Below are 19366 nucleotides of genomic sequence, written 5' to 3'. Positions count from 1 at the left end.
GCTTGCCTGCGCCTCGGCTAAATTCTTAATTAGTATGAATATTATTGAAACAAAAATTCCTGACGTAAAAATTGTAGAACCAAAAGTGTTTGGTGATGAACGTGGCTTCTTCTATGAATCATTTCGTGATGATGTTTTTAATAGTAAGTGTGCACATCGTGCGTTTGTCCAAGATAATCACAGTAAGTCTTCTCGAGGAATTTTACGAGGATTGCATTATCAGACTGAGCGGACCCAAGGTAAGTTAGTCAGGGTAGTACGTGGCGAAGTTTATGATGTTGCAGTAGATTTACGAAGAAGTTCGCCAACTTTTGGACAATGGGTTGGTGTGTATCTGTCAGCTGAGAACAAGCGCCAGTTATGGGTTCCTGAAGGGTTTGCACATGGCTTCTATGTAACAAGTGAAAGTGCTGAATTTGTATACAAATGTACAGACTACTATGCTCCGGAATATGAGAAGTCGCTCCTGTGGAATGATCCAGATCTGAATATTGACTGGCCCATTGTTGAAGGTATACAGCCTCAACTTTCGGAAAAAGATCGCAACGGTAGTTCTTTTAAGGATACGGTATATTTCGCATAGAGAGTATACGCTGGTTTCACTGACTCCGAGATTAGCTCCTCTTTAAAGATCAACTTTCCTATTTTGTTAAAAACCTGGCGGCACGTTAGATGCACCGTCAAACTATTCTTGGTCTGTATAAAATGGCAACTTTTAAAATCTTAATAACGGGTAAAAACGGTCAACTTGGACGTGAGCTTCAAAAGCTATGTCCTGTCGATATTGAGATGGTGGCGATGGGGCGTGAAGAGCTGGATATCTCCAATAAACAAGTTGTCCAGGCTGTGATTGGAGAAGTTAAGCCAGACGTTGTCATAAATGCTGCTGCCTATACCGCTGTTGATAAAGCGGAGCAGGAAGGAGATGTTGCTTTTGCAATTAATAAGCAAGGTACCGAAAATCTTGCAGAAGTATGTAAAAGCTTAAATATTCGCCTTGTTCACGTCTCAACAGACTTCGTGTTTGATGGTGAAAAATCAACTCCATACCTAACATCAGATAAAGTTAATCCTGTCGGTATATATGGCTCTAGTAAAGCTGAAGCAGAAACTGCCGTTTTGAAAATCCTTCCACAAGCGATAATTGTACGTACCGCGTGGGTTTACGCATCCCACGGGAATAATTTTATGAATACTATGCTTCGGTTAATGGCAGATAGGGATCAACTAAGTGTCGTTGCAGATCAGGTTGGCACACCAACCTGGACAGGAACCTTGGCGGAGATCTTAATCATACTTGCCCAAAAGCCTAGCGTGAGTGGTATATACCATTGTACCGACCTCGGGGTAGCTAGTTGGTACGACTTTGCGGTAGCTATTTATGAAGATGGTAAGGCTTTAGGTGTACTTCCGCAGGATAAACAATTAGACCTTAAAGCAATAGCTACACATGAATATCCCACTCCCGCGAAGAGACCTTCTTATAGTGTCTTAGATAAAACTCGATTGATTACCGAATTAGATATTGAACCTAGGCATTGGCGTGAGTCACTTAGATTGGCTCTTTCTGAAAAGAAACAACAACATTAATTGTCCAATTTTCCTATTAGGTATTAGGGCTTTATTTAAAAATTGTGGCTGATAGCGATCTTGATATGAAAAACTTACTGGTTACCGGTGGCGCTGGATTTATTGGTGCTAATTTTGTCCATTATTGGATAAAAAATTACCCACAGGATACAGTGATAGTCTTAGATGCACTCACATACGCAGGAAACCTCGCAAATCTAGATCTAGTTAAGGATCACCCTAATTATAAGTTTTACCAAGGCGATATATGCGATACAGCGTTGGTAGAAACTCTACTCCGTGAACACAGAATTGATACCTTAGTGCACTTTGCGGCTGAAAGTCATGTGGATCGATCAATTAGTGGGCCGGATGCATTTATACAGACAAATATTATCGGCACCTATAGCTTGTTGAAAGCAGCTAAAAGAGTGTGGCTGGATGAAGGCATAAATAGAGATACTCATCGCCTCCATCATGTTTCTACTGATGAAGTGTATGGTACGTTAGAAGCAGATGACCCGGCATTTAGTGAATCCACGCCGTATGCGCCAAATAGTCCTTACTCCGCGAGTAAAGCTGCTTCTGATCACTTAGTGAGAGCCTACCACCATACCTATGGCCTTGAGGTCACCACTAGTAATTGTTCAAATAATTACGGGCCTTTCCACTTTCCTGAGAAATTAATACCATTGGTAATTACCAATATACTTCGCGATCTTTCACTTCCTATTTATGGCGATGGTCAGCAAATACGTGACTGGCTATATGTCGAAGATCATGCAAGCGGTATCGATAAAGTAATCCGCCAAGGAAATATAGGCGAATGTTACAACATCGGTGGCATTAATGAATGGGCAAACATTGATATCGTAAAACTAGTTTGCAAGTTGATGAATGAGCAGTTTGCGAAGCAGTCGAGTCTAGCAGCACAATACCCGCTAGCTAAAAGCGCAATTGCTGGCAATTCTGAGAAATTAATTTCATTCGTAGAAGACCGTGCAGGGCATGATCGACGTTACGCTATTGACCCTACCAAATCAAATAAAGAGTTAGGTTATCAGCCACATGAGAGCTTTGAAACAGGCATACAAAAAACAATTGAGTGGTATTTGGATAATCCGGTTTGGTGGCAAGAACTGCTAAAAGGGAACTAATAGTAATGAAATCAGTAGTAAAGAAGTTTTTCGGAAAGGATTCTAAGTCATTGAATAAGAGCGGTATCGAAGTAGTTTATTTTTCAGGCTTATTTGATCACGATTGGTACCTAGAGACGAATCCAGATGTTGCTGAATCAGGGATGAATCCCCTGGAGCACTATTACTTCAATGGATACAAAGAAGGGCGCACACCCAATTATTTGTTTGACCCGGCTTGGTATTTATCAGCATATCCTGATGTATTGGATGCAGGGATTGAACCCTTAGAGCACTATATTAAAAGTGGAGAGGCAGAGGGGCGTCAACCATCGCTGGCATTTGATCCAGAGTTTTATAGAAGTGCAAGTTCATTATCTAAAGAGGAGTCTGCGTTAAAGCACTATTTAGAGAATGCAAAACAGCCGACTTGTGCCCCTACACCATTCTTTGATCCAGCCTATTATTTACAGCAATATCAGGATATTGAAGAGGCAGGACTAGACCCCTATAAACACTTTCTTTTACAAGGTTGTGCGGAGCGCCGTAATCCAAGTGCCAGCTTCGATACTGGATTCTATATAGATAATCACTTAGGTGATAATGTTTCTGAGCATGCTTATTATCATTACCTTTCTGTTGGAAAGCACAGCGAGCTGAAAACCTTAGCGCCCGCACCTGGTGCGACAACTTCAGATTCCGGACAAGCTTTAATTAATAGTGCTGATGAGGAGTTCTTAAAAGCGGGTCCTGGTTTTGAAGTTTTCAAGTATGGCTCAAGGCAAGTAGATCCAGAGGTAAAAGCGTTAGCCTACTATTTGCCACAATTCCATCCGTTTGAAGAAAACAATGAATGGTGGGGGCAGGGGTTTACTGAATGGACCAATGTGACTCGTGCGCGGAGTAGATTTAATGGGCATTATCAGCCACACCTACCGCGCGACTTGGGTTTCTATGACCTGCGAGTGAAAGACACCTTGGTGGCACAGGCTAAAATGGCCCGAGATGCGGGACTTGAGGGATTTTGTTTTTATCATTACTGGTTTAATGGTCGCCGCTTGATGGATGGCCCTGTCAATCTTTTATTAGAAAATACGGATATTGAGCTGCCATTTTGCTTAATGTGGGCAAATGAGAACTGGACAAGAACTTGGGATGGTTTTGACAATGATGTTCTAATCGCTCAAGACTATAGAGATGAAGATGATGTTGCGTTCGTTGCGGATATAGCGCGCCACTTTACTGACTCTCGATATATTTCCATTGACGGACGTCCATTATTCTTTATTTACCGTCCCGGTATTATTCCCAAAGCGTCAGAGAAGATTGCTTTGTGGAGAAGGCTATTTAGGGATAACCACAATATTGAGCCTCTTATTTACATGGCTCAGGCATTTGGTGATCTAGATCCCAGAGAATACGGATTGGATGGCGCAATTGAATTTCCCCCACATAAAGTGGCGGAGGGACTTCCATCTGTTGCGCAAAGTTTAGGGCTAAAAGATCCTGAGTTTGTTGGACATTATCCGAGCTATGAGGAAATGTCTACAAAGTCTCTGAATGACTGTTCTTTTGATTACGATGTAATCAAAGCTGTTACCCCTATGTGGGATAATGAAGCTCGAAAACCTAAAAAGGGAATGGGGTTCGTAGGTGCAACACCAGAAAAGTATGAGAGATGGTTAAAAGGCGTCGTAAAGTTTGCCAAAGAAAATCCTATCCAAGGTAAACACAAGTTTGTAGCTATTAACGCCTGGAATGAGTGGGCGGAAGGGGCGCACCTTGAGCCGGATCAGTATTGGGGAAGCGCCTATTTAAATTCTACTTATAGAGCCTTGCACGAACAAACCGTTATTCAAGGAAAGTACTCTTTAATACTGGTTGGGCATGATGCTTATAAACACGGTGCCCAGCTGCTGACTTTGAATATATTCAAGACGCTAAAACAGCAATTTGGAATTGATGTTCGGCTGGTGTTGTTAGACGGCGGTCCACTGGTCGCTGAGTATGAGAAAGTCGGTGAGACTTATGTATGCCATGGCAGCCTTGAAGTTTTTGACAGTGTCGTTAGAAAGCTAAAGGAAGAATCTGGGCTTAACAAAGCAATTTGTAATACTACTGTATCTGGCAAAGTTGCTCCAATCTTGGCAGGTCATGATATTAATTTTATTTCATTGATCCATGAACTTAAGAACCTTGTTCAAGAGTATAAGTTAGAGAAAGCTGCACAAGATATCGCGAATCACGCACAAAGGGTGGTTTTCGCAGCCGAAGCAGTGAAAGACTCTTTTGTTTCTTGTGTTGACTCAGTGAAAGAAAATAAGTTAGTCATTCACCCTCAAGGTATATATCAGGATCTAGTTAACGACTCAAACGCTTACAGAAAGATTAGAAAAGAATTGGGTTTATCTAAAAATGCTAAATTGATAGTTAATGTTGGGTATGCTGACCTGAGAAAAGGGTTTGATATCTTTGTGAATGTAGCGAAACTTGTAGTGGAGCAGCATTCTAATTACCACTTTATTTGGATTGGTGATATCGAGCCCTCTCTTAAGCACTGGCTTTCTGAGGATTTGGGAAGCGAATTGCTCAAGAGTAATTTCCACAATATTCCTTTCACTAATGAGATTTCCAGTTATCTATTGGCTGCCGATGCATTTGCTATGACATCGCGAGAAGACCCCTTCCCCTCTGTTGTTATGGAGTCTCTTGCTTTAGGCACGCCCGTAATTGGTTTTAAGGGTGGCGGCGGTTTTACAGAGCTACTTGAAGACAAGGCCAATGGAGAAGTCGTGCCTATGGCAAATATTGGTGCCATGGCAGAATCGATAATTCGCCAGATAGCAACGGATAGTGATGAGAAAGCTAAGCTAAGAGGTGAGGCTGCTACCAGTCGGTTTAAATGGGATGAGTACGTTTATTCTTTAGTCGAGTACTTAGATCCATCTATTAAGCGTGTCAGTGTAGCTGTCCCTAATTACAACTATGAAGATCATATAGAAGAACGCCTGAGATCAATCTTTGATCAGTCTTATCCTGTATTTGAAATTAATGTTTTAGATGATAAGTCTCCAGATAATAGTGTGTCTGTTATCGAGGCGTATGCAAAACGTAGAAATCGTAAAATTAATCTTGTAGTGAATAAGAAAAACTCAGGATCGGTATTCAAGCAGTGGAAAAAAGGCGCTGACTTAGCGAGAGCGAAGTATTTGTGGGTTGCTGAAGCCGATGATTCTGCGGATAACTTGTTTTTGCAAAAAATCCTCGAAGGACCGACCAATTTCACGCTTGCTTATACAGATTCGAAGCAAATTGATGAAAAGGATAAACATTTAGCGGATGATTATCGCTATTACTATGATCAAGAGTTTATTGACATATTAGATCGGCCTGGAATATACGATGGCACAACAGTAATTGATCAAGTGTTGTCCATTAAAAACCAATTTATGAATGTAAGCTCCATGTTGTTTGATACCACTAGCTTTGTAAATTGTCTTGAAAATAGTCTAGATAATATTCTTGAGTTTAAGGTGGCTGGTGATTGGTATATCTATGTTGATTTACTATCTGAATCCAACTCTAAAGTAAAGGTGGTATCTGATCCTATGAATATTCATAGGCGGCATTCAGCGAGTGTGACTAAGCAAAATTACGATGTACAGCTAGATGAAATAAAAAGGGTTCAAACTGTGACGCTCAAATTTTCACGAAATAGCTCAGATAAACAAATAGAGCAAAACAATTATTTGTCGGAAGTGAAGAAGGTGTTGGAGGGGTAAATGAAAACTATTTATTTTCATGTTGGGCCACATAAAACTGGTACCACTTTCCTCCAGAAGGTTTGTGAGGAAAATAAAGGCATTCTTCGCGCTTCTGGTATTGACTACCTTGAATTCGGAAAATTATATTTTGGCCATCATGAGATGGCATCATCTTTGAGTCAAGCTAAGTATAAGAAGGGTGATATTCAGAGAGCAATAGAGCAAAGTGCTTGTAAGAAAATACTGTTGAGTAGTGAAAATTTTGATGTGCTCGACTCTAGAGCTTTGAGTTATCTGTCGGAAGAATTGAAGCCTTATGAGGTTCGAGTTTTAGTCTTTTTTAGAACTCCAACCATACGTCTTTACTCATGGTGGCAGGAAGAAGTTAAGCATGGGAATACAAAGAGTTACTCCGAATATGTAAGTCCACACTACTCAAAACCTTTTGCTAGTGAAGTGCTGAACATAAATAATATGCTACATCGATATGTAGACAAGTTCGGTTCTGAAAGTATATCTATTTTTGACTATGAAGCATGTTTGGCGGAAAGTGGCACTCTAGATCCATTTTTAGAACTCTTGGGAGTGTCTGTTAAACCTACAGTGGCAATGAATCGAGTCAATGACGGGCTATCGATTTTACATGTTGAAACTATAAGAGCTTTAAATATTATTGCTAGAGCTAAGGGTGAATTAAAGTTCCATAATGTTCGTGATGCTTATTTGAGGCGTTGGAATAAGAATGATCCTCTTATGAAAAAAATCAGAGATATACAAGAGGGGCACTCAATAGCAGTAAGCTATGGCGACTCTTATGTGGATAAAATGCTTAAAAAGGCTACGATACAAACATATAAAAATAATTTTGTGACAAATATTAGTAATGATTATAAAGAAAAAATTATAGTTGTTCCGGAGGCAAGTTGGGTGGCGGATAAGATGGCTCAAAAGTCTCTTCAAACTATATATAAGTCGATAATGTAATGAATGAAAATACGATGGTTTATTCGTCTGGCAATGGCTGGTTGTTTTTGACTGGTGGATCGAATAATGTTTTGGACATTTTTTCGGGTGAGTATGATGATTCCACATGGGTGAATTCGTGGGCTAACATTTTAGAAAAAAGAGCCGATATGTTTACTGCAATGGGTGTAGATTATTGCCATATTGCAGCGCCTGAGAAGATATCTATCTACCATAGATATCTTAGTGATGAGATGCGTAACCTAGTGCAGCTACAGAACTCCCCAGCCTTTAGGGTGGAAGCCGCTATTCGGGAAAAAGATAGGCAGTTTTATATTGATCCTGCGATCTATTTAAGACGGCAAAGTGAAAACTACCTGATTTATCATAAAACTGATACTCACTGGAACTTCTTGGGGGCTTATAGTGCTTATCAGCTATTGATGAATCGATTAGGATACAAAATTGATCCTTCTATTCCCCTCAATACAAACCCTAAAGGTAACTGTATTATGGACTTGGGAGGGAAGTTTTCCCCCCCAATAAAGGAAAAGGTCTTTTTCTACACCCCAAGAAAATGTGTAAAACGGGTTTTTAGAAATGAGCTGGTAAAATATAAAGAAGAAAATCTTAAAGAAAATGAGCCAGGATTACATGTTGGATCTATAGTAGGGTTTAAGAATGATAATGCTATCCATGGTAAAAGAGTACTGATCTTTGGGGATTCATTCTCCGAATATCGACCACAACTTCTAACCGGACTGCTAGCTGAAACTTTTACAGAGGTAAAGTTTGTCTGGGGGCTAAATATCGATAATAGAGTAGTTGATGAATATCAACCCGATATCGTGATTACTGAGTCCGCAGAACGGTTTATGCCCTATACAGTACCAAGTGATAATATTGACTATGATAAAATGGTTTTCGAGATCCTCAACAAGTGATATGGAAAAGGCAGCATTAAATAGTTCACTCAAAATACATGCGTACTTTGTATGTTTTAATGAAGAAGTAATACTTCCATATATTTTGGATTACTATTCTGCATTTTGCACGAAAATATTTCTGTATGATAACTTGTCTACAGATGAGACGATAAATATTGCTCTTAATTACCCAAAGGTAAAAGTTATACCCTTTGATACTGGGGGAAAGAAGGATAACGCTAGGCATGTTCAAATTAAGACTCAGGAGTATAAAAAATATAGTAGAAAGGGAGGAGCGCTTTGTGAAGAAGTTGCTGACTGGGTTATTTGTGCTGATATAGATGAAATAATTTACCACCCCAATTTGGTAGACGTATTAGCCAAGTATAAGGAGGAGGGAGTCTCTGTACCGCAAATTACTGGCTTCAATATGGTCGGTAGAGAGGAACTCAAAGCAGGAACTCCGATTGAAAAACAATATATGAAGGCTGTTAGGGATCCTGTCTTTGATAAAAGGATGATTTTTTCACCTGATTTTGATATGGCTTACTCTAGAGGATGTCATCCATATGGAGCGGGATTTGACCTAATGAAAGAGACTTTAGGATATTTTACTTCTAATAAATATCCTTTGGCTCTGCTTCACTACAAATATATTGGAAGTATTCTATATGAGTCCGCACTTAAAAACTACAACCGATATGCGAAGGATGGTATTAGTAAGACCCGAGATGGCAGATATATGGGGCCGGGTGCTCAATATAGGACATATGTTGAAAAAGGTCTTGAGTATAACCCTTTAATTGGTAAGGCTAAGGATTTATTTGATGAAAATTGGGAGATTTGTTTTGATAAATTTCCACCAACTTCTGGAGAGGAAGGCGTACATAAAGCAAACATACCAAATAAAATATATACTGAGGACGTGGACTTAATTAGAGACTCCGCTTTAGCAATTGAAAGCTATAATTTATTTTTGGCTCAAGAGTTGATGAAGATTGCTCTAAGGTTTCGACCAAATGGACCTCTAATTATTCGTAAAGTGAATGAATACGAAGCTAAACTTAATGGCCAAGTAGTTGAAGAAAAATGAATGTATGTATTTTTGGGACTGGCTATGTAGGGCTGGTTCAAGCAGCAGTATTAGCTGAAGTTGGTCATAACGTTGTTTGTGTTGATATCGATATTAAAAAAATTGAAGCTTTAAAGCTTGGCCATATCCCTATCTATGAGCCTGGTTTAGCGGATCTAGTAAAGTCGTGTTATCAAAGTGGCACCTTGCAATTCACTACGAATGCCAAAGATGGTGTGTTGCATGCTGATATTATATTTATAGCTGTAGGTACTCCCCCGGATGAAGATGGATCTGCGGACTTGCAGTATGTTCTTAAAGTGGCTGAATCCATTGGCACCTATATGGATCGCTATAAAGTAGTAGTTAATAAATCTACGGTACCAGTAGGTACTGCTGACAAAGTTGCTGATCAATTAGCAGCAATGTTGGGGAAGCGAAGGGTGGAGATTGAATACGATGTTGTGTCAAATCCTGAGTTTCTAAAAGAAGGGGCGGCACTTTCCGATTGCCGGCGTCCAGATAGGATCGTTATTGGCACTGACAGTGATAAAGCTGAAGTCCAAATGCGCGAACTTTACGCTCCCTTTAATCGGAATCACGAGAAGATAATAAAAATGGGGGTTCGTAGTGCAGAGTTGACGAAGTACGCGGCTAACTGCATGTTAGCAACAAAGATCTCTTTTATGAATGAGATTGCGAACCTTGCGGAAAGACTAGGTGCAGATATTGAGGAGGTTCGCCAGGGAATCGGCTCGGATCAAAGGATCGGTTATCATTTTATTTACCCCGGTTGCGGATATGGTGGTTCATGTTTCCCGAAGGATGTAAAAGCCCTTTGCCGTACTGCGCATGAAGCTGACTATCCGGCACATTTGTTAAACGCCGTTGAAACTGTGAATGTAAAGCAGAAAGAGGCGCTTTTCGATAGGATTAGGGCAGTTTTACCTGAGGTAAAGGGAAAAACTATTTGCCTTTGGGGGTTGTCATTTAAACCTGAGACCGATGATATGCGCGAAGCCAGTAGTAGAGTATTGATGGAGCAGTTATGGGCCGCAGGGGCCTCTGTTCAAGCATATGACCCGAAAGCTATGGAAGAAGCTCGCAGGATCTATGGGGATCGTGAGGACTTAGCATTGGCACCAACAAAAGAGGCAGCATTAGAGGGGGCTGACCTAATGGTTGTTGTTACCGAGTGGAAGGAGTTCAAGAGCCCTGACTTTGCGTTGATTAAATCCCAATTAAAGTTTCCGGTAATAGTAGATGGACGGAACCTTTATTCGCCCAGCAGATTATCAGCGTTAGGACTTATGTATTTCGGTATTGGCCGGGGTCAATCAATATTTGAAGTCACTTGAAGCGTAAAAGTCGGGTATACAATTTATACTCATTAGTTAGGGTGCTTGAGAGTGTACCTCTAAGTAAATTTAGTTTATTTGAATGAATGACTGAATAAAAGTGTAGTTAGGCACAGATAAATATTGTTTAGTTATTGTAGTAGTTTACTCGTTAATTTATTGGTTTTTCTTTGAGAAGTTTTTTATTTGTCCATATCCCCAAAACAGCAGGCACAAGTTTTCGGCTAGCAAGTGACGCCTTTTTTGGGCGGGACTTTGTTTGCAAAGATTATGGGCCTAAATCACCTGTGACTAGCCCACTAATAAAGCGGTGGATAGAGAACTCGCCAGATTATTGGGAGTTCAATAAAGCGCTAACAGCAAGTAATGTTAGGCTAGTTGCTGGACATTTTCCTGCTGGAAAATATACATCTTTACTGGGTGTAGAGAAGGCAATCTCCTTTGTAAGAGATCCATTGCAGCGCTTAGTCTCTGAGTACCAGCATATGGTTCGAAATTATGGGTTAGCGAAACCCTTTCCTGAATTCTACAGGTTGCCGCACAATGTTAACAGGCAGTTCAAATTGCTAGGGCAGGCTAACTGGTCAACATTAGGGTTTGTAGGGGTTACAGAGCGTTATACTGACTCGCTTAGAATTATAAATAAGAAATATGGTTTGGATATTGGACACGCTATCGAAAATACCGGTAGAAGTGATATTTCAAGCCATTATGATATTGACTTAGAGACAAGGGAAGAGCTTATACAGCTTAACCATAAAGATACTGCTTTGTTTGAGTTGGTGAAAGAGCAGTTTAATTGGCGCTTGAAACTTGAGAATATGGGTTGCAGCTTTACTCGTGGTGCGTTGGTACGTATAGATAGTGGGAAGTTATTTGGTTGGGCTTTAGCTGAAGATAGTGATGATCCCGTCGATATTGAGATAAGGGTAAATGGTGAAATACGCTCGAGCTTGAAGGCAATGCAAGATCGGCCGATGCTCAGGGCCTTAGGTATAGGCAGAGGCGGATTTGTAGGTTTTTCGTTCGATATCTCGCAGCTAAAAGTTGGTGATAAGGTCGATTGCGTGGTCGCAAATACAGGGCAGCCACTGGTACACTCCCCATGGACGGTTCAGGGGCAGGTATAGCTCCATTATTACAACAATCCTATATGAAGTGTGCTGTGCTTAATCTTATCAAGTCCATATTCCGAGTGGACCTTGTTTCTTACTTAAGGGTTAAAGCTGCTATTGAGCCAGCTAGCCCTAAAGATGAGGGGTATCAGTGGCTGTCGCTCACTGAGAATCCTCAATTTCAAGTTTTAGAACGTAGCTTCCTGCCCGGTTGGTACATGCTAGAGCTTCAGGTAGCCTATGATGGAGGCGGGGCGGATGCGTCGCTTTTAGCCTATATGGGCAGCAGCCTGGAGGGCAGTTGGGAGAGAATTTCCCTGCCTCTACGCACTGGACGGGTTGTTAAGCGAATAGTTTATTTTCCGCAAAAAGTGACCCAGCTGGAGCTGTTTCCCATAGATGATCGTGGTTGTTTTTCCGTGGATCACTTTCGTATCGTTCGTCTCGCGTCTTGGTTTGCACGTGATCGTCTTGCACGACGCTTATCGACTATGCACCCCGAATTTAGGGGATTGGGGAAATTGGGGGTACTTGCAAACCTCAAATTTAAAGCCAAAACACAAGGGGTTAGTAGATATCAATATGCTTTGGATCGTTATGGAGAAACATTTGTCCGTAGGAGGCATGACAGGGACTATCGGCGGTGGATTGATAAGGTAGAGGGGAGTAGGAAGTTTCCCTCACTTAAAGCGACAGATAGTTCCACGAAGGAAGCGGTACTAATATCAGTGCTGCTACCGACTTATAACTCTAATATCTCCCATCTAAAAGCCTGTATTGAGTCAGTGTTAGCCCAGACATATCAGCACTGGCAACTCTGTATTGCAGATGATGCATCATCTGACCAAAAAGTCAAAGACTGCCTTCTAAGCTACCAGGCGTTGGACTCCCGAGTTCAAGTGAAGCTCAGAGAAAAAAATGGACATATAGCAGCGGCTAGTAATAGTGCTCTGGAGCTGGTAGAGGGAGAGTTTGTAACCTTTCTTGACCACGATGATGCCTTGGCCCCAAATGCCTTGCAGCGGATTTCGGACTTTCTTCTAGAGAACCCGAAGGCGCTTTTAGTTTATAGCGATGAGGATAAGATTGACGAGGTGGGAGAGCGCTTTGCTCCTCATTTTAAACCCAGCTGGAATCCAGACTTATTGCTGTCACAAAACTATGTTTGCCACATGACGGTCTTAAAGACGGAATTAGTTAGGGATGTTGGTGGCTTTAGAGTGGGGACTGAGGGTAGCCAAGATCACGACCTTTTACTTCGTTGCTTGCCAACACTCAATGGTGAGAATGTAGTTCATATCCCGGAGGTTCTGTACCACTGGCGTGCGGTCACGGGTTCTACTGCACAGGATGGAGCTAATAAGGCGTATGCTACTGAGGCGGGATTGCGTGCACTTGATGGTTATTTGCAGCGCACTGGGCAACATGCAAAAACCGAGCTGGGAATTGTTCCAAACTCTTATCGAGTTCGCTGGGCCCTGCCGGCGTCCGAGCCAATGGTCAGTCTATTAGTGCCTACTCGTGACGGCTACGATATCCTCAAACCTTGTGTTGATGCGATCCTATCAAAGACCGAATACTCTAATTTCGAGCTTCTCATTCTGGATAACCAGAGTCGCTGTAAAAAGACATTACAGTATTTTCGCGAAATCAGTCGTAATTCGAGAGTCAGTGTCCATCATTGGAATCATTCATTTAACTACTCCTCAATCAATAATTTTGGGGCGAAATTAGCAAAAGGGGATATTCTCGGACTTATTAATAATGACATCGAACCTATTAATGGGGATTGGTTAAGGGAAATGGTTAGCCAAGCTTGTAGGCCCGAGATTGGTTGTGTAGGTGCAAAACTGTACTACCCGAACGATACGATCCAGCACGGTGGGGTAATTTTGGGTATTGGTGGTGTAGCGGGGCATGCTCACAAATATTTCCACCGCAGCGAGTATGGTTATTTTTCACGCCTACAACTGGTTCAAAACTTATCTGCCGTTACTGGGGCTTGCTTATTAGTAAGAAAGTCCATCTTTGAACAGGTCGGAGGCTTGGATGAAAAGCACCTCGCAGTAGCGTTCAATGATGTAGATCTATGTCTGAAGGTACGTGAGGCAGGTTACAGGAACCTTTGGACACCCTTTGCAGAGCTCTACCATCATGAATCCGCATCCCGTGGTGCGGACGATACATTAGCGAAGCGACGACGGGCGAAAAGGGAGGCCGACTATTTACGCAGTCGTTGGGGGCGCTTATTAGACACCGATCCCGCCTATAATCCGAACTTGACACTGGTTCATGAGGATTTTTCTCTGATGTCAGTTTGAGCACACTCAAAACCGTGGATGAAGTTGTCCAGAATTAGTTCGAAGCGTTGACTGCTTCCCCCTATTAGGATATGGGGGTATTTTCTTAATGTTATCGCTAGACAGCCTCTGAATCACTCCGCAAGATACCTTCGGCCCTTGAAGACCTAGGATATCATGGATTTATTCAGGGGTTACTTGAGTCAGCGTTCATAGGGAATGACTGCGGGAAGCATAGTTTCGGTGGATTTGGCATGATCGGCATTCACCATTGGTGCATAAGTAATACTAATTTTAGCTACCGATAATTAAAGTGGCTTATCATTTTATGACTCTTTCTCAATTTTTTGTCGCTGGAATCTTTGTTCTTGTTATTGTGTCATTGATTCTTACCCGCTATCGCCCCTCATTGATCTTTGCTTCAGCTGCTGGTGCTTGCTTTTTGACTGGACTAGTACCGGCAGAAATCGTGCTGCAGAAAGCGGTTAACCCTGGATTGGTGACATTAGTTGCATTGATTTTAGTTTCACTAGGGCTTGAAAAAGCCCGGTGGTTGCGAGCTATTTCGGAAGGATTGATGCAGGGATCTTTAAAAGTTAGCTTATTGCGTCTCTCTGCTGCTACTGCCTTGAGTTCTGCCTTCCTAAACAATACTGCGGTAGTAGCAGCTCTCGCTTCTAGTGTTAAAGGGCAGCGACGCTTACCTGCGGCAAAGTTGTTATTACCACTTTCCTATGCAGCGATTCTTGGGGGTACTCTTACTCTAATTGGTACTTCCACGAATCTAATTGTCAATAGTTTTGTTCTAGACCGGGGGGCACCTAGCCTTGAATTTTTTGCCTTTATGCCAATAGGGTTGGCTGCAACCTTAGTCGGACTCATAGTTCTATTGCTGTGTAACCGATTACTACCTGAGGGCCGTATTGCTGAGGAGCCTGTAGATGAATATCTGTTGGAAGCAGAGGTTGTAAGGAACTCTCCTCTAGATGGGAAAAGTGTTGAGCAGAACAATTTGCGACGATTGGAAACCTTTTATCTAATTGAGATAGTGCGAGGTAATCAGGTAATTAGCCCGGTTGGGCCTTCGGAAGTGATTCGCTGTGGGGATAAACTGATTTTTACTGGTGACGTTCGTGATCTTGGCCGCTTGCAAGATATAGAAGGTTTGCGATTGTTTGCTCTCGCAGATGAGAAGTTAGATTTAAATCTAACCGAGGTGGTAGTTACTCCTAGCTCCAGTATTCTAGGGCAGTCCTTAAAAAGCTGTAACTTTCGCACTCGTTTTGATGCGGCAGTGGTTGCTATGCGCAGAGGCGGTGACCGGCTGTCAGGTAAGCTTGGTGAAATTGAGTTGCGTGCAGGAGATGCCCTTTTATTGGCTGTAGGCCCAGACTTCCGCCACCACTTAAATATTGATAAGAACTTTTATGTGATTAGTGGGACGGAGGTGCGACGTGACTTATCAAAAAGAGATAACTGGCTATTAGGCTTAGGTTTTGCAACAGTTGTAGTGGGAGCGGCTCTCGGTCACTTTTCCCTACTAAAAGGCCTTGTCGTGTTGCTTGGCGGTATGATTGCTCTTGGTATTGTATCTACTACAGAGTTACAGCGGCGTTTTCCTTTTCAAATTTGGTTAATTATTGCTAGCGCTTTAGTACTTGCGGAGGCATTCGCGGGAAGTGGATTGGCGGATGCGCTGGCAGAGGGGTTGAGAAGTCTTATCAATGGCTGGGGGCCTATAACGGGATTGGTCGGTATCTTTTTACTCGCATTACTTTTAACAGAACTGATGACCAATAATGCTGCCGCGGCCTTGACATTTCCTCTTGCATGGAGCTTGGCTGAGAGCTTTGGGGTTAGCTGGATGCCCTTTGTAATGGCGGTAGCTTATGGAGCTAGTGCCAGCTTTCTTACCCCATTTGGCTACCAGACCAACCTGATTGTGCAAAACTTGGGAGGATATCATTTACGCGACTTCCTCAGAGCTGGACTGCCCCTGACTATTGCTTATTCGATAACAGTTTTGATTTTGATTCCAATCGTGTTTCCGCTAGAGGGGTAGTAGTTTGGCACTTGACTTGATTCCCACAGAAAGCTGTTTAGTCATTGAAGAGGGTGCAAATCCATCAACGGACTATTTTATTCGGCCATATTTGTATGAGAGGGGAATCAACTTCCGGTGTATAACTTGGTCCAGCTCCCCAATTGAACAGGATATTAATGGAAAATCCTTAATCTTTGTTCGCTACATCCCTCGGAGTTGGAAGTCATTTATTGATAAAAACAGAGGTCAGTTTCAGAGAATCTACCTCTTTATCGACGATGATTTATTTGATTGGTATGCCTTTTCCAGCATGCCACTTCGATATCAAGCAAAAATATTACGGCTTAGTTGGTCTAAGCAGAGGTGGCTGAGATCTATCGGCGCACAACTATTGGTATCGGCCCCCTACCTTGCGGAAAAGTATCAAAGTTGGTCTCCAGAGTTACTGCAGCCTGCTCCCTTGAGTTGTGAGCAGGAGCAGCCTTTGACCGTGTTTTACCACGGATCTGCGTCTCACCTTGAGGATGTTCAGTGGCTGCGGCCGGTGATAGAGGAAGTCCTCAGCCGCAGTCCAATTCTCAATTTTGAGATAATTGGAGATCAGTGTGTCAATCGGCTCTTTCGAGGAATGCCACGGGTGCAGATACTGCACCCGATGAAGTGGCCTACCTACGTGTCGATGCTTCGAGGGCGAGGGCGATCAATTGGTTTGGCACCTTTGCTCGATTTGCCGTTTAATCGCGCCAGGTCGCATACAAAATTTTTTGATATTACCCAGGCTGGTGCCGCAGGTATCTTTGCTCAAGGGGACATATATGGTTCCGTAGTGCGGCATGGGGAAAATGGTCTGTTGCTGCCAATGGAACCCTCAGCTTGGGTTGAGGGAATATTGGATCTTGCCAACGATCATAGCCTTCGGGATGCACTTTCTCTCGAGGCAAGAAAATGCCTGTAATTGGACACTGCTCACTCGGGCTTCGGCGTTTATCTAACCTTGATAACTTCCTGGAAGCTGAGTGTCGCTATGTAGCTCTCAAGCCGGGTAGATCAATTTCCATGATGGCGGGCTGGGGGTTAAAAAAAAGCGCCCTTAAAGCACAGCGCCTTGCCACTCATTTGAGTTTGCCTTATATCGCTATAGAAGATGGGTTTTTACGTTCACTCGGCCTTGGCGTAAATGGCGCTGAACCGCATAGTTTGGTTGTTGACTCGACAGGTATTTATTACGACGCCTCCCGGCCAAGTGACCTGGAAATATTAATCAGTGAGGCTAATTTCTCGCCGGATGAACTTGTTCGTGCAGAAAAAGGCTTAAAGCTTATACGAGAGAGCCGACTGTCGAAATATAACCAATCGACTGATATATCACTGGAAATTTTGCCTGGGCAAAAGACCATTTTAGTGGTCGATCAAACATTTGGGGATATCTCCGTTAAAGGTGGGTTGGCTTCTGAGCAGCATTTCTCTCAAATGCTTGAGTCCGCAATTAATGAAAATCCTGATGCTGAAATTCTTGTAAAGATACATCCTGATGTTATCGCAGGGAAAAAGCGTGGCTATCTAAAGGAACTGGCTGAACTGAGGGGTTGTAGGATTATCTCGGAGGATATTTCTCCCTGGTCAATCCTGGATCGAGTCGAAAAGGTTTATGTGGTCAGCAGCCAGCTGGGTTTTGAGGCGCTGGTTGCAGGTAAGGAGGTCCATTGCTTTGGAATGCCTTTTTATGCGGGGTGGGGTTTAACTCGAGATAGGCAAAACTGTGGTCGCCGCAGTGTGAAGCGAACGTTGCTTCAGGTTTTTTGTGCTGCGTACCTAAAATACTCCCGGTATATTAATCCGTATACTGGCAATCGCTGTAACTTTGAAGACACTGTAGCATTAATTGCTGAACAACGCAGGCAATGGAGCCGCTTCGATGGTGACTGGGTCGGAGTAGGGTTTTCTCACTGGAAAAGGAGTTTTATTCCAGGTTTTATCGGTGGAAAGGGAAGGATTAAATTTTCCTCTGCAAAGGTACCAGATGCAAGGGCAGGAACGAATATTCTGATATGGGCAAGTCGGATTACAGATAGTTTGCTTGATGAGGCTAAGAAATCTGATTTAAATGTCTGGAGGGTTGAAGACGGTTTCTTGCGTTCCGTTGGTTTGGGTGCTGATCTAGTCGTTCCGAATTCACTGGTTCTAGATAGTCGTGGTATTTACTTTGACGCCAGACAGCCCAGCGATTTGGAGATTCTGTTAAATACCTGTAGTTTTCCTGATCCTCTTCTAGATAGAGCTAGAAAGTTACGAGATAAATTGATCGATAAAGGGATTAGCAAATATAACGTTGTAGAAGATAAACCTACAGTTGATTTTGATTTTTCTTCTGGTAAAAAAATTATTTTAGTTCCCGGGCAGGTAGAAAGCGATGCCTCGATAGCTAATGGCTCCCCAGTAATAAAAAGTAACTTGGCTCTTCTTGAACGCGTCAGGCTCAATAACCCCGATGCTCATATTATTTATAAACCACACCCTGACGTAGTTTGTGGTGCTCGCCTAGGTACTTTGCAGGGGAGTTCTGACTCCCTTTATGACACTTTGCTTGAACAGGGTGATATAGTTTCTGCTATTAAAGTCGCTGATGAAATTCACACCATGAGCTCCCTGAGTGGTTTTGAGGCATTACTGAGAGGCAAGCAGGTGGTAACTTATGGGTTACCCTTTTATGCTGGCTGGGGGCTCACAAGGGATACGCTTGTCGAAAATAGAGAAATCCCCACGGGTGAGTTAAGGGATTTTTTATCGAGAAGGCAGCGCAATTTAACTTTAAATCAGATGATTGCCGCTACTTTGCTGTTATACCCTGTTTATATAGATCCCAAAACGGCTGAATTTATCAATGCAGAAACTACTATTGAGCTAATTGAGGGGGCACGGTCTTTGGGGAATAAAAAAGGAGTTTTTTTTAAACTCTTCTCCTTGTATCGAAGAATATTTATGAGATATTGAAAGCTATACCCGAAATCCAGTATAAGGTTTTCTATTTAATTTCTTTTGATATATTGCTTTAAATTTTTAGACCTCGGGGAATATAGTTTCAAACTTCTACTTTGCTAACTTTTATATTTCCTCCCTTC

13 protein-coding genes are annotated in these 19366 nt (G+C 42.3%); all 13 read left to right on the top strand.

Annotation, left to right across the window (positions count from 1 at the left end; genetic code table 11):
- Window positions 1-34 precede the first annotated feature (34 nt).
- The 13 genes from rfbC (at window position 35) to ACJJIZ_RS20030 (ending at window position 19238) form a co-directional block, all read left to right on the top strand.
- Window positions 35-583 (top strand): dTDP-4-dehydrorhamnose 3,5-epimerase, encoded by a 549-nt coding sequence (rfbC, locus tag ACJJIZ_RS20090; protein ID WP_444916225.1) that lies wholly within the window; start codon window positions 35-37, stop codon window positions 581-583.
- An 89-nt stretch (window positions 584-672) separates the two neighbouring features.
- The gene (gene rfbD / locus ACJJIZ_RS20085; RefSeq protein WP_444914612.1) at window positions 673-1590 is read left to right on the top strand and encodes a dTDP-4-dehydrorhamnose reductase; all 918 of its coding nucleotides are present in this window, start codon (window positions 673-675) and stop codon (window positions 1588-1590) included.
- A gap of 65 nt (window positions 1591-1655) precedes the next feature.
- The gene (gene rfbB, locus ACJJIZ_RS20080; RefSeq protein WP_444914611.1) at window positions 1656-2726 is read left to right on the top strand and encodes a dTDP-glucose 4,6-dehydratase; all 1071 of its coding nucleotides are present in this window, start codon (window positions 1656-1658) and stop codon (window positions 2724-2726) included.
- Between the two features lie 5 nt (window positions 2727-2731).
- Window positions 2732-6487, top strand: a complete 3756-nt coding sequence (locus ACJJIZ_RS20075) for a glycoside hydrolase family 99-like domain-containing protein (RefSeq protein WP_444914610.1) — start codon at window positions 2732-2734, stop codon at window positions 6485-6487.
- Entirely contained in the window at window positions 6488-7453 is a 966-nt protein-coding gene (locus tag ACJJIZ_RS20070) for a hypothetical protein (RefSeq protein WP_444914609.1), read from the top strand.
- Complete coding sequence (locus tag ACJJIZ_RS20065) at window positions 7453-8376, top strand: alginate O-acetyltransferase AlgX-related protein (RefSeq protein ID WP_444914608.1); 924 nt, start codon at window positions 7453-7455, stop codon at window positions 8374-8376. Before ACJJIZ_RS20070 ends, ACJJIZ_RS20065 begins: the two co-directional genes overlap by 1 nt.
- A gap of 1 nt (window position 8377) precedes the next feature.
- Window positions 8378-9451, top strand: a complete 1074-nt coding sequence (locus ACJJIZ_RS20060) for a glycosyltransferase family 2 protein (RefSeq protein ID WP_444914607.1) — start codon at window positions 8378-8380, stop codon at window positions 9449-9451.
- Entirely contained in the window at window positions 9448-10788 is a 1341-nt protein-coding gene (locus ACJJIZ_RS20055) for a UDP-glucose dehydrogenase family protein (RefSeq protein ID WP_444914606.1), read from the top strand. The genes ACJJIZ_RS20060 and ACJJIZ_RS20055 overlap by 4 nt, the downstream gene beginning before the upstream one ends.
- A gap of 170 nt (window positions 10789-10958) precedes the next feature.
- Entirely contained in the window at window positions 10959-11918 is a 960-nt protein-coding gene (locus tag ACJJIZ_RS20050) for a sulfotransferase family 2 domain-containing protein (protein WP_444914605.1), read from the top strand.
- 35 nt (window positions 11919-11953) lie between these two features.
- A complete protein-coding gene (locus ACJJIZ_RS20045; RefSeq protein WP_444914604.1) occupies window positions 11954-14224 on the top strand; it encodes a glycosyltransferase family 2 protein in 2271 nt (756 codons plus the stop codon).
- A gap of 307 nt (window positions 14225-14531) precedes the next feature.
- Complete coding sequence (locus ACJJIZ_RS20040) at window positions 14532-16265, top strand: SLC13 family permease (protein WP_444914603.1); 1734 nt, start codon at window positions 14532-14534, stop codon at window positions 16263-16265.
- A gap of 4 nt (window positions 16266-16269) precedes the next feature.
- On the top strand, window positions 16270-17202 hold the full coding sequence (locus ACJJIZ_RS20035; RefSeq protein ID WP_444914602.1) for a glycosyltransferase family protein: 933 nt from the start codon (window positions 16270-16272) through the stop codon (window positions 17200-17202).
- Window positions 17193-19238 carry a capsule polysaccharide biogenesis protein gene (locus ACJJIZ_RS20030; protein WP_444914601.1) on the top strand — a complete coding sequence of 682 codons (2046 nt, stop codon included), beginning with the start codon at window positions 17193-17195 and terminating at the stop codon, window positions 19236-19238. The genes ACJJIZ_RS20035 and ACJJIZ_RS20030 overlap by 10 nt, the downstream gene beginning before the upstream one ends.
- Window positions 19239-19366: the final 128 nt, after the last annotated feature.

Source organism: Microbulbifer maximicatervae (SeqCode) (assembly GCF_052467225.1).
Note: the sequence above shows the minus strand (reverse complement) of the source record. Positions and strands in the feature narration are given on the sequence as shown.